11 protein-coding genes and 1 riboswitch are annotated in these 13,907 nt (G+C 75.8%); of the genes, 8 read left to right on the forward strand and 3 right to left on the reverse strand.

Annotation, left to right across the window (positions count from 1 at the left end):
- Positions 1–52 precede the first annotated feature (52 nt).
- Entirely contained in the window at positions 53–1,450 is a 1,398-nt protein-coding gene (locus ACFYXU_RS07095; protein WP_376508830.1) for a hypothetical protein, read from the reverse strand.
- Positions 1,451–1,539: 89 nt separating this feature from the next.
- The gene (locus ACFYXU_RS07100) at positions 1,540–2,667 is read right to left on the reverse strand and encodes an alpha/beta hydrolase (RefSeq protein ID WP_389408360.1); all 1,128 of its coding nucleotides are present in this window, start codon (positions 2,665–2,667) and stop codon (positions 1,540–1,542) included.
- Positions 2,668–3,066: 399 nt separating this feature from the next.
- Between ACFYXU_RS07100 and ACFYXU_RS07105 the strand changes: the two genes are divergently transcribed.
- The 7 genes from ACFYXU_RS07105 to ACFYXU_RS07135 all read left to right on the forward strand — a co-directional run bounded on the left by ACFYXU_RS07105 (position 3,067) and on the right by ACFYXU_RS07135 (position 11,483).
- Entirely contained in the window at positions 3,067–4,332 is a 1,266-nt protein-coding gene (locus tag ACFYXU_RS07105) for an inorganic phosphate transporter (RefSeq protein WP_361399685.1), read from the forward strand.
- 16 nt (positions 4,333–4,348) lie between these two features.
- Positions 4,349–4,552, forward strand: coding sequence for a hypothetical protein (locus tag ACFYXU_RS07110; RefSeq protein ID WP_389456803.1), 204 nt, complete (start codon positions 4,349–4,351; stop codon positions 4,550–4,552).
- Positions 4,553–4,673: 121 nt separating this feature from the next.
- Positions 4,674–4,806, forward strand: a riboswitch (cobalamin riboswitch).
- A 34-nt stretch (positions 4,807–4,840) separates the two neighbouring features.
- Positions 4,841–5,815, forward strand: coding sequence for a cobalamin biosynthesis protein (locus tag ACFYXU_RS07115; protein ID WP_389408359.1), 975 nt, complete (start codon positions 4,841–4,843; stop codon positions 5,813–5,815).
- Positions 5,812–7,320, forward strand: coding sequence for a cobyric acid synthase (locus tag ACFYXU_RS07120; RefSeq protein WP_376508824.1), 1,509 nt, complete (start codon positions 5,812–5,814; stop codon positions 7,318–7,320). Before ACFYXU_RS07115 ends, ACFYXU_RS07120 begins: the two co-directional genes overlap by 4 nt.
- 118 nt (positions 7,321–7,438) lie before the next feature.
- On the forward strand, positions 7,439–9,490 hold the full coding sequence (locus ACFYXU_RS07125) for a putative cobaltochelatase (RefSeq protein ID WP_376508822.1): 2,052 nt from the start codon (positions 7,439–7,441) through the stop codon (positions 9,488–9,490).
- A complete protein-coding gene (cobO, locus tag ACFYXU_RS07130; RefSeq protein WP_329856419.1) occupies positions 9,490–10,098 on the forward strand; it encodes a cob(I)yrinic acid a,c-diamide adenosyltransferase in 609 nt (202 codons plus the stop codon). The genes ACFYXU_RS07125 and cobO overlap by 1 nt, the downstream gene beginning before the upstream one ends.
- On the forward strand, positions 10,092–11,483 hold the full coding sequence (locus ACFYXU_RS07135; protein WP_389408358.1) for a cobyrinate a,c-diamide synthase: 1,392 nt from the start codon (positions 10,092–10,094) through the stop codon (positions 11,481–11,483). Before cobO ends, ACFYXU_RS07135 begins: the two co-directional genes overlap by 7 nt.
- Before the next feature lie 2 nt (positions 11,484–11,485).
- Here ACFYXU_RS07135 and ACFYXU_RS07140 read toward each other — a convergent pair whose 3' ends face one another.
- On the reverse strand, positions 11,486–12,214 hold the full coding sequence (locus ACFYXU_RS07140; RefSeq protein WP_329856422.1) for a ZIP family metal transporter: 729 nt from the start codon (positions 12,212–12,214) through the stop codon (positions 11,486–11,488).
- Between the two features lie 66 nt (positions 12,215–12,280).
- On the opposite strand from ACFYXU_RS07140, the gene cobC reads away from it, so the two are divergent.
- Complete coding sequence (gene cobC / locus ACFYXU_RS07145; protein WP_389408357.1) at positions 12,281–13,795, forward strand: Rv2231c family pyridoxal phosphate-dependent protein CobC; 1,515 nt, start codon at positions 12,281–12,283, stop codon at positions 13,793–13,795.
- The last annotated feature ends 112 nt before the right edge of the window (positions 13,796–13,907 follow it).

The raw sequence follows: 13,907 nt of genomic DNA on the forward strand, positions 1-13,907 counted from the left end.
TGCCGGAGCCCTAGGGCGGCCCCTCGGCGAATGGCCGGGGGCCTCCGGCGCCTCAGGCTCCCCCGGTGTGGACCTGGAAGGCGGCCCGGCGGACCGCCTTGGCCAGGGCCGGGTCCGGGTGGGCGGCGGCGAGGGCGACCAGGACCTGCACCGTGCGGGGGTGGCCGACGGCGCGGATCTCGTCGAGCAGCGCCGGGACGGTGCCCTGCACCGCGGAGTCCAGGTGCCGGACGAGCAGCTCGGTCTCGCCGTGGTCGGCGACGGCGGCGGCGGTGTCGACCCAGAGCCAGGTGGACTCCTCGCGGGTCAGCACCTCCTGGGCGTCGTCGGGGTCGGCCCCCTCGTACTCGGCGATCCAGAGCAGCGCGTACGGGCGGAGCGAGGGCTCGGCGACGGTGGCCCGCACCTCGGCCTCGGCGGGCGCCCCGACGACGCGGAGCGCCTCGAAGGCGAGCCCGCGCAGCAGGGCGTCCTCGCCCCGGGCGACGGCCAGGAGCTCGGCGACGGCGCTGGACAGGGTGCGGGCCGCGAGCCAGGCGCGGTACTCGGCGCGGGCCGGGCCGGGGGTGAGCCGGGCGCAGCCGCGGAGCATGTCCTCGGCGGACTGTTCGATGTTCCCCGCAGGGCTCTGCGCGGCCACGCAGATCTGCTCCAGCTTGACCCAGACCGCCCAGTTGCCGAGCGGCGTGAGGGTGGCCTGGCGTCCTTCGGTGCCGGGGTCCAGGGTGAGCGCGCCGACGGCGGCCAGGCCCTCCAGGGCCCAGTCGAGCAGCGCGGGCAGCCCGTCGCCCTCGGCGGTGGCGGCGGCCTCGGCGGCCGGCGCGGCCGAGGGGACCTCGCAGCGCTCCTCGCGGAGTTCCTCGACGCGCTGGCCGAGGAGGTCGAGGAGGGCGGGGACGAGGACCGGGCCCTGGGAGAGCTGGAGCAGCGAGAGCACCTGCGGGAGGGCCTCGACGACCTCGGCGACGGCGCTCGGCGCGACCCCCTCGGGGGACGGGTGCACGAGGGACCAGGCGTCGAAGAGGGCGACCCAGCCGCGCAGGACGGCGGAGTCGTCACGGTCCCAGGCGTGCAGCCGCCAGCCGGGACGGGCGGTGTCGCCGTGCAGCTCGACGAGCCCGGCGAGCCGGGCGCGGTCCCAGCCGGCCCGGATCTGGCCGGGCGTCAGGGCGAGTGCGGCCGCGGCCCGTTCCTGGGCGGGACCGGTGCGGGGTGCCGTGGCGGCGCCGCGCTCGACGGCGGCCCAGCGGGCGATCCGTACGGCGTCGGCGAGGACGTGCCGGGCCTGGCGCGCGAGCTCCGCGCGGGGCGGGGTGCCCTCGGGCGGCCGCGGCGCCGGCCGGGTGCGCCGGGTCGTCACCGCCCGTCGGGCGGTGGCCAGCGCCCGCGGGCGGACGAGTCGGAGTCTGGAGTTGCGCGCCAATGGTTCATCGGGCTTTCGAGACGTCACGGGGGCAGTCTTCCCGCTGACGGCCCGAAAGCCCAATCGGAATCGGACGCCCCGTCGGAGCGGGCGCCCCGGCGGCCCCGGGACCGCCGTCAGAACAGGGGGGTCAGGAAGCGGCGGACGGACTCCTCGTAGCGGACCGGATCGGCGTTCCACGGGGCGGCGTGGGGGGCGCGCCGCACGGTCTGGAGGCTGACCAGGTCGGGTCGCCGGGCGGCGAGTTCCACGGACGGCTCCCAGGGGGCGATCGTGTCGTCGGGGCCGTGGAAGAGCAGGGTGGGGACGCGCAGCGCGCCCGGCTCCGAGACGGTCCGGAGGAGGTCCCCGTGCGGGCCGGTCCTGCCCTGGGCGGCGCGGACGGCGAGCGGGAGCAGGGGCTTGGGGACGTGGCGGGCGGCCGCGAGGTTGCGCAGGGTGGCCTCCCAGTCGAGGACCGGGGAGTCGAGGACGAGGCCGCCGATCCGGTCGCGCACGCCCGACTCGGCGGCGGCCCGCAGGGCCATCGAGGCTCCGGTCCCCCAGCCGTGCAGGACGACCTGCCGGGCGCCCCGGCGGACGGCGTAGCGGATGGCGGCGTCGACGTCGCGCCACTCGGAGTCGCCGAGGTGGGCGAGGCCGTCCGGGGAGGCGGGCGCCCCTTCGTCGCCCCGGTAGGCGGGGATGAGGACGGGGATCTTGCGCCGGTGGAAGAAGGGGACGAGGTTGAGCGGGTGCTCCCGGGTGGTGCCGAGCCCGTGCAGGGCGATCACCCAGGTGGTGCGGGGGCCGGCCACCAGCCAGGCGGGCAGGGGCCCGAGCTCGCCGGGGATCTCGACGTCCTCCTGGGCGAGCCCGAGGGCGCTGATCGGGGTGCCCCGGTGCAGCTGGGGGGTGAGCCGGACGCGGGCGCCGGGTCCGAGGACGCCGAGCTCGACGCGCTCCAGGCGGCGGACGACGGTGTCGGCGGTGTGCGGGACCCGTTCGAGGACGGGGCCGAGCACGGCGTGCAGGCCGGGTGCCTCCATCCCGTACGTGCCGGGGCGCAGCGAGGCGAGGCTGCGGGTGAGGGTGACGCGTTCGGGTCCCGTGGCGTGCACGGTGAGCCGGGGGTCTCCGGGCAGGGGCCGTCCGGACGGCGCCCTCAGGGCGACGTCGCTGGCGTACCGGCCGGCCGCGATCGCGGCCGCGCCGACACCGATCAGGGTGGTGACGGCCGCTGCCGTCGCTGTAGCCGGGCGCACGATCCCAGTGTCGGCAGGGCGGGGCGGGGCTGCCACCGGACGGACCCGGACGGACCCGGCACGCGCCGGGCGCGGAGCGGAAGCGGAGGGAGCCGGAGGGATCCCCCGGCGGAGTGACATGGGTCTCCTCCTGGCGGTCCCCCGGCCGGATGGTTCTGTCCAGGGAGCGGAACGGGACGGCGGGGGAGGAAGCGGGTCAGGTCGTACGTGCCCCGGAAGGGCCCGGATCACCCGTGGTTGCCGGGTGACCGCATCGTGGACACCCCGGCACCCGGGGGCCACAAGCGGAACCTCTTGACACCGGATAGGGACACCACGCCGCCCGCGTCAGTTCATCTTCCGTTCACCCAGGTTGCTTACGTTCGACGAGCCACTGACGTCGAACGATTGCCTGGGTAAATGGAACACATCACGCTGCTGCTCGCCATTGTGGTCGTGACAGCTCTCGTGTTCGATTTCACGAACGGTTTCCACGACACCGCGAACGCGATGGCCACGACCATCTCGACCGGTGCTCTCAAGCCCAAGACGGCGGTGGCCATGTCCGCCGTGCTGAACCTCGTCGGCGCCTTCCTGTCCGTGGAGGTCGCCAAGACGATCTCCGGCGGGATCATCAACGAAGAGGGCATTCGCACAGAAGTGATCTTCGCGGCGCTCGTGGGCGCCATCCTGTGGAATCTGCTGACCTGGCTGCTCGGTCTGCCGTCCAGCTCGTCCCACGCGCTCTTCGGCGGCCTCATCGGCGCCGCGGTCATGTCGGCCGGCTGGTCCGCCGTGAACGCCCCGACCATCGTCACCAAGGTCCTCATCCCGGCCGTGGCCGCGCCCATCGTCGCCGGTCTCGCCGCGATGCTGGCCACCCGCCTGACGTACCGGATCGGCGCGAAGACCGACGAGAAGCACACCGCCAAGGGCTACCGCGTCGGCCAGATCGCCTCCGCCGGTCTCGTCTCCCTCGCCCACGGCACCAACGACGCCCAGAAGACGATGGGCATCATCACCCTCGCCCTGGTCACCCAGGGCGTCGTCGCCCCCGGCTCGAACCCGCCCCTGTGGGTCATCGTCTCCGCCGGTGTGGCCATCGCGCTCGGCACCTACCTCGGTGGCTGGCGCATCATCCGCACCATGGGCAAGGGCCTCACCGACCTCCGGCCGCAGCAGGGCTTCGCCGCCCAGACCAGTGCCGCCACGGTCATCCTCGCCTCCTCGCACCTCGGCTTCTCCCTCTCCACCACCCAGTCCTGCTCGGGTGCCGTGATGGGTGCCGGTCTCGGCCGCAAGGGCGGTGTCGTCCGCTGGTCGACCGCCACCCGGATGTTCGTCGCCTGGGGCCTGACGCTGCCCGCCGCCGCCCTGGTCGGCGCCGGTGCCGAGTTCCTCACCAAGCAGGGTCCCTGGGGCATCGTCGCCGTCGCGGTCCTGCTGGTCGCCGGCTCCGCCGTGATCTGGTCCCTGTCCCGCCGCAAGCCGGTCGACCAGCACAACGTCACGGCCGACGACCTGGACGGCGACGCCGAGCCCGCGGGCGTCGTGACCACCGCGATCGCGGCCGTCACCCCGCCGCCGGCCGGCTCCGTCGCCGCCGTCGCGGACCTGAAGACCACCATCCCCGCGCCGGTCCCCACGGACCCGGCCGCTCCCCCGGCCCCCGCCGCCGCGGTCTAAGGAACTGGAACCAAGCATGAAGATCGACTGGGCAGCTCTCGGCTCCGTCTTCGGAGTCAGCCTCGTGGCGACCGTCGCCCTCGTGGGCCTCTTCACCCTCGGTGTCATCGGCCTCTCCAAGCAGGAGCAGGCCGCCGCCCTGGCCCGCACCGGCGCCTACGCCTGCTTCGCCCTGTGCCTGGCGGCCGTGGCGTACGGCATCTACCTGATCGTCGCCTGACGCGTCGGGCGTGACCGGCGGGGCGGTCCGCACCTTCGGGTGCGGGCCGCCCCGCCGTCGTGTCTGTGGTGCTTCGCACAGTGACGCGGTGCAGGTCAAGGGTGAGTTGACGGCTGTTCTCGGCCCGTGGTGGACTGCCGAGGCCATTACGGCGGCAGTAGAGGAAGTCCGGTGCGATTCCGGCGCGGTCCCGCCACTGTGACCGGATCCGACGGGTCCGGCAGTCAGGAACTCTCGCCGCCGGTCACGTCGATCCAGGGCGCGGACCCTGAGTGAGGACACAGCGCCATGCCCGGCCGCACCCCCCTGTTCTCCAGAGCCACCGCCGCCTTCGCGTACGGCGCGGCCGCCGGACTCGCCGTCGACCTGCTCGTCGGCGACCCCCGCCGCGGCCACCCCGTCGCCGCGTTCGGCCGGGCCGCCGCCCGGGTCGAGGACGCCCTGTGGCGCGACCACCGGGGCCGGGGCGCCCTGCACACCGCCGTCTGCGCCGGTACCGCCGTCGCGGCCGGTGCCCTCGCCACCCGCGCGGTGCGGGGCAGCCGCGCCGGGTCCGCCGCGCTCACCGCCGCCGCCGTCTGGTCCGTCGTCGGCGGTACGACCCTGGGGCGCGAGGCCCGCGCGATCGGCGGCGCCCTCTCCGTCGGCGACCTGGAGGTGGCCCGCGAGCGGCTGCCCCACCTGTGCGGGCGCGACCCGCAGTCCCTCGACGGTCCGGCGATGGCCCGCGCGGTCGTCGAGTCCGTCGCCGAGAACACCTCCGACGCGGTCGTGGGCGCCCTCTTCTGGGGAGCGGTCGCGGGCGTGCCCGGCCTGGTGGGCTTCCGCGCGGTCAACACCCTCGACGCGATGGTCGGCCACAAGTCCCCCCGGTACCGCCGGTACGGCTGGGCCTCGGCCCGCCTCGACGACCTGGCCGGCTGGCCCGGCGCCCGGCTCACCGCCGCCCTCGCCACCGTCGCCGGACCGGACCCGCGCGGCGCCGTACGGGCCTGGCGGGCGGACGCGGGGCGGCACCCCAGCCCGAACGCGGGCCCCGTCGAGGCCTCCTTCGCGGGCGCCCTCGGCGTGCGCCTCGGGGGCACCCTCTCCTACGCCGGGCGGGTCGAGCACCGGCCCGTCCTCAACGGGGAGGGACGGCCCGTCGAGGTCGCCGACATCGACCGCGCGGTCCGGCTCTCCCGCCGGGTCACCGGACTGACCCTGGTCGCCTGCGTGGGCGGCCGCATGATCGCGAGCGCGCTGAAGCGGAGGAACGCATGAGGGGTGGGGGGCTGCTGGTCGCCGGGACCACGTCCGACGCGGGCAAGAGCGTCGTCACGGCCGGAATATGCCGCTGGCTGGTCCGGCAGGGCATCAAGGTCGCGCCGTTCAAGGGGCAGAACATGTCCCTGAACTCCTTCGTCACCCGGGAGGGCGCCGAGATAGGCCGCGCCCAGGCCATGCAGGCCCAGGCCGCCCGGGTGGAGCCGACCGCGCTGATGAACCCGGTCCTGCTCAAGCCCGGCGGCGACCGCTCCAGCCAGGTCGTCCTCATGGGCAGGCCGGTCGGCGAGATGAGCGCGCGGGGCTACCACGGCGGCCGGCAGCAGACCCTGTTCGAGCCGGTGATGGCCTGCCTGGAGGAGCTCCGGGGCACGTACGACGCCGTGATCTGCGAGGGGGCGGGGAGCCCGGCCGAGATCAACCTGCGGCGCACGGACATCGTGAACATGGGCATCGCGCGCGCCGCGCGGCTGCCCGTGGTCGTCGTCGGGGACATCGACCGGGGCGGGGTCTTCGCCCAGTTCTTCGGGACGACCGCGCTGCTGTCCCCGGAGGACCAGTCGCTGGTGGCCGGTTACCTGGTCAACAAGTTCCGGGGCGACGTCACCCTGCTGGAACCGGGCCTCGACATGCTGCACGGGCTCACCGGCCGCCGGACCTTCGGCGTCCTGCCGTACGCGCACGGGCTCGGCATCGACGAGGAGGACGGCCTGCGGGTCTCCCTGCGGGGCACCGTCCGCGAGTCGGTCGTCGCGCCGCCGGTCGGCGCGGACGTGCTGCGGGTCGCCGTCTGCGCCGTCCCGCTGATGTCCAACTTCACCGACGTCGACGCGCTCGCCGCCGAGCCGGGCGTGGTCGTCCGCTTCGTGGACCGGCCCGAGGAGCTCGTCGACGCCGACCTCGTGGTCGTGCCCGGCACCCGGGGGACGGTCAAGGCGCTCGCCTGGCTGCGGGAGCGGGGCCTGGCGGACGCCCTCGCGCGGCGCGCGGCCGAGGGCCGGCCGGTGCTCGGCGTCTGCGGCGGCTTCCAGGCCCTGGGCGAGCGCATCGAGGACGACGTCGAGTCGAAGGCCGGCGTGGTCGACGGCCTCGGGCTGCTGCCCGTACGGGTCCGGTTCGGGGTCGAGAAGACGCTCGCCCGGCCGGTCGGCGAGGCGCTCGGCGAGCGGGTCGAGGGGTACGAGATCCACCACGGCGTCGCGGACGTGCTCGGCGGCGAGCCGTTCCTGGACGGCTGCCGGGTCGGCTCCGTGTGGGGCACCCACTGGCACGGCTCGCTGGAGAGCGACGGCTTCCGCAGGGCCTTCCTGCGGGAGGTCGCCGCGGCGGCGGGCCGGCGGTTCGTGCCGGCGCCCGACACGTCCTTCGGCGCGCTGCGGGAGGAGCAGCTCGACCGGCTCGGCGACCTGATCGAGGAGCACGCGGACACCGACGCGCTGCTGCGCCTGATCGAGCGGGGCGCCCCGGAGGGCCTGCCGTTCGTGCCGCCGGGCGCGCCGTGAGCACGGCCCCGGGACCGCACCGGGCGCGGGCGGGCCGCCGCGCGTCGTCCGCGACCGCCGCGGCATCGCGGCGGCGCCCCGCACACCAGCCGATCGAACTCGAGGAAGGAACCACCCGATGAGCACCCGGTATCCGTTCACCGCCGTCGTCGGCATGGACGACCTGCGGCTCGCGCTGCTGCTGAACGCCGTCAGCCCGGCCGTCGGCGGCGTGCTCGTGCGCGGCGAGAAGGGCACCGCCAAGTCCACCGCCGTCCGCGCGCTCGCCGAGCTGCTGCCGGAGGTCCCGGTGGTCGCCGGCTGCCGGTTCAGCTGCGACCCGGACTCCCCCGACCTCGGCTGCCCCGACGGCCCGCACGGCAACGCTCCCGGCACCGCACGGCCCGCCCGCATGGTCGAGCTGCCCGTCGGCGCCTCCGAGGACCGGCTCGTCGGCGCGCTCGACATCGAGAAGGCGCTCGCCGACGGCGTGAAGGCCTTCGAGCCGGGGCTCCTCGCCGCCGCGCACCGGGGCATCCTGTACGTCGACGAGGTCAACCTGCTGAGCGACCACCTCATCGACCACCTGCTGGACGCCGCGGCCATGGGCGCCTCCCACGTCGAGCGCGAGGGCGTCTCCGTGCGGCACGCCGCCCGCTTCCTGCTCGTCGGGACCATGAACCCCGAGGAGGGCGAGCTGCGGCCGCAGCTGCTCGACCGGTTCGGGCTCACCGTGGAGGTCGCGGCCTCCCGGGACCCCGAGCAGCGGGTCGAGGTCGTCCGGCGGCGGCTCGCCTTCGAGGACGACCCGGCCGCCTTCGCCGCCCGCTGGGCCGGCGAGGAGAGCGCCCTGCGCGAGCGGATCGTCGCCGCCCGGACGCTGCTGCCGCGGGTGGCCCTCGGGGACGCCGTCCTGCTCCAGATCGCCGCGACCTGCGCCGCGTTCGAGGTGGACGGCATGCGCGCCGACATCGTGATGGCCCGTGCGGCGACCGCGCTCGCCGCCTGGGCCGGACGGACCGAGGTCACCGCGGAGGACGTCCGCCAGGCCGCGCTGCTCGCGCTCCCCCACCGCCGCCGCCGCTCGCCCTTCGACGCGCCCGGTCTCGACGAGGACAAGCTCGACGAGACCCTGGAGCAGTTCGGGGGCGGCGCGCCCGACGACGATCCCGAGCCGGAGGGCCCCGGGGACGGCGGCCCCGGCGGCGGCCCGGACGGCGGCGGCGGGGGCGTCCCGCCGCAGGGCGAGGGCCCCGAGGGGCCGGCCCCCGAGTCCGCCGAGGTCCCGGACCGCGCGCCCGCGCCCGCCCCGCAGGGCTCCGGCGCCGGGGAGCGGGCCGCCGTCAAGGCCGCCGAGCCCTTCCGTACGAAGGTGCTGAGCGTGCCCGGACTCGGCGAGGGCGCGGCCGGACGCCGCTCCCGGGCCCGCACCGAGCACGGCCGGACCACCGGGTCCACCCGGCCCCGGGGCGCGCTCACCAAGCTGCACCTGGCGGCGACCGTCCAGGCCGCGGCCCCGCACCAGCGGGCGCGCGGCCGGTCCGGTCCGGGTCTTGTGGTCCGCCGGGACGACCTGCGGCAGGCGACCCGGGAGGGGCGCGAGGGGAACCTGGTGCTGTTCGCCGTGGACGCCTCCGGCTCCATGGCGGCGCGGCAGCGGATGAGCGCCGTGAAGGGCGCGGTGCTGTCGCTGCTGCTCGACGCCTACCAGCGGCGCGACAAGGTCGGCCTGGTCACCTTCCGGGGCCGGGACGCCGAGGTCGCGCTGCCCCCGACCTCGTCCGTGGACGCGGCCGCCGCCCGTCTGGAGAAGCTGCCGACCGGAGGCCGCACGCCGCTGTCCGCGGGGCTGCTCAAGGCCCATGACGTGCTGCGGGTCGAGCGGCTGCGGGACCCCTCGCGGCGCCCGCTGCTGGTCGTCGTGACCGACGGGCGGGCGACCGGCGGCGGCGCGGACCCGGTGGCCCTCGCGGCCCGCGCGGCGCGGCTGCACGCCGCCGAGGGCACCGCCTCGGTGGTCGTGGACTGCGAGACCGGGCCGGTGCGGCTCGGGCTCGCCGGGACGCTGGCGCGCGAACTCGGCGGCACCGCCGTCACCTTGGACGAGCTGCGCGCCGACTCGATCGCCGGGCTCGTCAGGGACGTACAGGCAGCAGATCGGACAACGCAGACAGCATGGAGGGCCGCTTAATGCCGCAGGGACAGCCGACCGTCGTGCCCGACGACGGTCTCACCACCCGTCAGCGCCGCAACCGGGCGCTGGTGATGGTGCACACCGGCGTCGGCAAGGGGAAGTCGACCGCCGCGTTCGGCATGGCGCTGCGCGCCTGGAACCAGGGCTGGCCGATCGGGGTGTTCCAGTTCGTCAAGTCCGCCAAGTGGAAGGTCGGCGAGGAGAACGCCCTGAAGGCGCTCGGCGAGACCGGCAAGGGCGGCACGGTCACCTGGAACAAGATGGGCGAGGGCTGGTCCTGGATCCAGCGCGAGGTCGCCGAGGGCGAGCAGTCCCACGAGGAGAAGGCCCGCGAGGGCTGGGAGCAGGTCAAGCGGGACCTCGCCGAGGAGCGGTACAAGTTCTACGTCCTCGACGAGTTCGCCTATCTGCTCCACTGGGGCTGGATAGACGTCGCGGAGGTCGTCGAGGTGCTGCGCGACCGTCCCGGGCAGCAGCACGTCGTGATCACCGGCCGCAACGCGCCGGCGGAGCTGTGCGAGTTCGCCGATCTCGTGACCGACATGTCCAAGGTCAAGCACCCGATGGACGCCGGTCAGAAGGGCCAGCGGGGCATCGAGTGGTAGCACGTCTCGTCATCGCCGCGCCGTCCTCCGGCGCGGGCAAGACCACGGTCGCGACCGGTCTGATGGCCGCGTTCGCCGGCCGTGGTCTGGCCGTCTCCCCGCACAAGGTCGGCCCCGACTACATCGACCCCGGCTACCACGCGCTCGCGACCGGCCGTCCGGGCCGCAACCTCGACGCGTACATGTGCGGTACGGGGCTGGTCGGGCCGCTCTTCCTGCACGGGTCGCGCGGCTGCGACCTGGCCGTGGTCGAGGGGGTCATGGGCCTGTACGACGGGGCCGCCGACCAGGGCGAGCTGGCGTCCACCGCGCAGGTGGCGAAGCTGCTCAAGGCGCCGGTGGTCCTGGTCGTCGACGCGTCCTCGCAGTCCCGGTCGGTGGCGGCGCTGGTGCACGGCTTCGCGTCCTGGGACCCGGAGGTGCGGATCGGGGGCGTGATCCTCAACAAGGTGGCGACGGACCGCCACGAGCACCTGCTGCGGGACGCGCTCGGGGAGTCGGGGGTGCCGGTGCTGGGCGTGCTGCGGCGGGCGCCGGCGGTGGCGACGCCTTCGCGGCACCTCGGGCTCGTGCCCGTCGCGGAGCGGCAGGCCCAGGCCGTCGAGGCGGTGGCCGCGCAGGCGGAGCAGGTGCGGGCCGGGTGCGACATGGAGGCGCTGCTCGCGCTCGCGCGGTCGGCGCCTCCGCTGGGCGCGGAGCCGTGGACGGCCGAGCCCGGGGAGCGGCCGCTCGCCGGTGGCTCCGCCGGGCCCGCCCGTGCCGTCGCGGCGGTGGGGGCGGGCACGGCGAGGCCGGTCGTCGCCGTCGCCGGCGGGGCCGCGTTCACGTTCTCGTACGCCGAGCACACCGAGCTGCTGAACGCCGCCGGCGCCGAGGTCGTCACCTTCGACCCGCTCCGGGACGAGCGCCTCCCCGAGGGGACGAGCGGGCTCGTCATCGGCGGCGGCTTCCCGGAGATGTACGGGGCCGAGCTCTCCGCCAACGAGCCGCTGCGCAGGGCCGTCGCCACGCTCGCGGCCTCCGGCGCGCCGGTCGCCGCCGAGTGCGCCGGGCTGCTGTACCTGGCGCGGTCGCTGGACGGCACGCCGATGTGCGGGGTGCTCGACGCCGACGCGCGGATGTCGGAGCGGCTCACGCTCGGGTACCGGGACGCGGTCGCCGTGAACGACAGCGTCCTCGCGCCGGCCGGGGCGCGGCTGCGGGGCCACGAGTTCCACCGCACCGTGATCGAGCCGGGTGCCGGGCCGCTGGCGGCCTGGGGGCTGCGGCAGCCGGAGCGGCGCGTGGAGGGCTTCGTGCGGGGCGGGGTGCACGCCAGCTACGTGCACACGCACTGGGCGGGGTCCCCGGAGGTCGCCGCGCGGTTCGTGGAGCACTGCGCGTGAGCTCAGCCGCCGGAGACGCCCACCACCAGCCAGATGAAGGCCACCCCCGCCACCGTGCACAGCAGGGTGGAGCGGGCCGGGTGCGTGTGGTGGGCCTCCGGCAGGATCTCGGCGGCGGCGAGGTAGAGCAGGGCGCCGCCGAAGAAGCCGAGATAGCCGCCGAGGAGTTCCTCCGGAAGGGTGAACAGCAGGGTGGAGGCGGCGCCGACGAGCGGGGCGACGGCGTCCGCGACGAGCATGGCGAGGGCCTTGCGGCGGGCGTTCCCGTAGAGACTCGTGATCGTGTAGGTGTTGAAGCCGTCGGCGAAGTCGTGGGTGATGACGGCGAGGGCGACGGTGGCGCCCATCCCGCCGCCGACCTGGAAGGCGGCGCCGAGCGCGATGCCGTCCATGAGGCTGTGGAGGACCATCGCGGCGGCGGCCGTGAGACCGACCTGGGGGACCCGTTCGTCGGCGCCGACGCCGTGTGCCGCGCGGCGGACGGCGAGGAGCCGCTCGACGACGTGGGCGAAGAGGAAGCCGCCGACGAAGAGCAGAAGGGCCTCGGGGACGCCGAAGACCTCCCGTCCCGCGGCCTGGAGGGCCTCCGGCAGGAGGTCGAGTCCGACGACGCCGAGCATGAGTCCGCCGGAGAGGCCGAGGACGAGGTGGCGGCGGTCGGTGACGCGCTGCGCGACCCAGCCGCCGAACAGCGTCATGAGGAACGCGCCGAGCGCGACGACTACAGCCATGGGCCTTTGCTATCGGATGGGGCGGCGTCCGCGCACCTCGGCGTCGGGGCCCGGTCGGGCGCTCCGGTGGACGAGGTCCTGGCGCTCGTCGGCGCGGTGCTGCGGGAGGCGGGCCTGACGCGCGCCGGGATCGGGTCGCTGGCCACGCTGGAGGCGCGGGCGGCGGAGCCGGGGATCGTGGCGGCCGCGGCGGCGCTGGGGGTGCCGGTACGGGCCTTCCCGGCCGGGGAGCTGGCGGCCGTGCCCGTACCGCATCCGTCGGCGGCGCCGCTGTCCGCGACGGGGACGGCGTCCGTGGCGGAGGCGGCGGCGCTGCTGGCGGCGGAAGCGGGCGGGGAGCGGGGCGTCCTGGTCGTGCCGAAGCGGAAGTCCCGGTCCGCAACGTGCGCCCTCGCCGTTTCCGTCCCGTTTCTTCCGAACGAAGAGGCCCCAGGCGTACGGTTGTTGCCCCGAACCCACGGGTACATCGCTGGCGAGCCTGGCTCACCCCCCACCATCCCCACCCCCCACACGACGGCGGCCATGGACATGCACACGCATACCGACGCCCACGACCTGCGCCACCACGGTGACGCCGAGGTCAGGGACGAGAAACTCATCGATCTGGCGGTCAACGTCCGGACGAACACCCCGCCGGACTGGCTGCGGGAGCGGATCGCGGACTCGCTGACCGGACTCGCGGCCTATCCCGACGGCCGGGCCGCGCGGGCGGCGGTCGCCGAGCGGCACGACCTGCCGCCGAACCGGGTGCTCCTGACGGCCGGTGCGGCGGAGGCGTTCGTGCTGCTCGCGCGGGCGCTGCCGGTGCGGCGGCCGGTGGTGGTGCACCCCCAGTTCACCGAGCCGGAGGCGGCGCTGCGGGACGCCGGGCACGCGGTGGGCCGGGTGCTGCTCCGCGAGGAGGACGGCTTCCGGCTGGATCCGGCGGCGGTGCCGGAGGACGCGGACCTCGTGGTGATCGGGAACCCCACGAATCCGACCTCCGTGCTCCATCCGGCCGCCTCGGTCGCCGCGCTGGCCCGCCCGGGGCGGATCCTGGTCGTGGACGAGGCGTTCATGGACGCGGTGCCGGGCGAGCGGGAGTCGCTGGCCGGGCGGACGGACGTACCGGGCCTCGTGGTGCTGCGGAGCCTCACCAAGACCTGGGGGCTCGCCGGGCTGCGGATCGGGTACGCGCTGGCCGAGCCGGAGACGGTCGCGGCCCTGGAGCGGGCGCAGCCGCTGTGGCCGGTGTCGACGCCGGCGCTCGTGGCGGCGGAGGCGTGCGTGTCGCGGGCGGCGCTCGCGGAGGCGGAGCACGCGGCGCACCGGATCGGGGTGGAGCGGGCCCATCTGCTGGCCGGTCTTGCGGAGTTCGACGAGGTGCGGACGGTCGGCGGGGCGGAGGGCCCCTTCGTGCTGCTGCGGATCGACGGGGCGGACGCGGTGCGGGAGCGGCTGCGGTCGCTCGGGTTCGCGGCCCGCCGGGGCGACACGTTTCCGGGCCTCGACCGGAACTGGCTGCGGATCGCGGTCCGGGACCGGGCGACGACGAACCGCTTCCTACAGGCGCTGGACCAGGCGCTGCTGATCGGCGGCTGAGCCGCCGGGCCGCGCGGCGGACGCGGAAGGGTCCGGGGAGGGCGGTGTCGTCACCGCCGCCCTCCCCGGACCCTCGCTTCCCTCCCGGCGCCCCCCGGCGCTTCCCCCTCGG

It is taken from the genome of Streptomyces sp. NPDC002232 (assembly GCF_042890295.1).
Classification (GTDB): domain Bacteria; phylum Actinomycetota; class Actinomycetes; order Streptomycetales; family Streptomycetaceae; genus Streptomyces.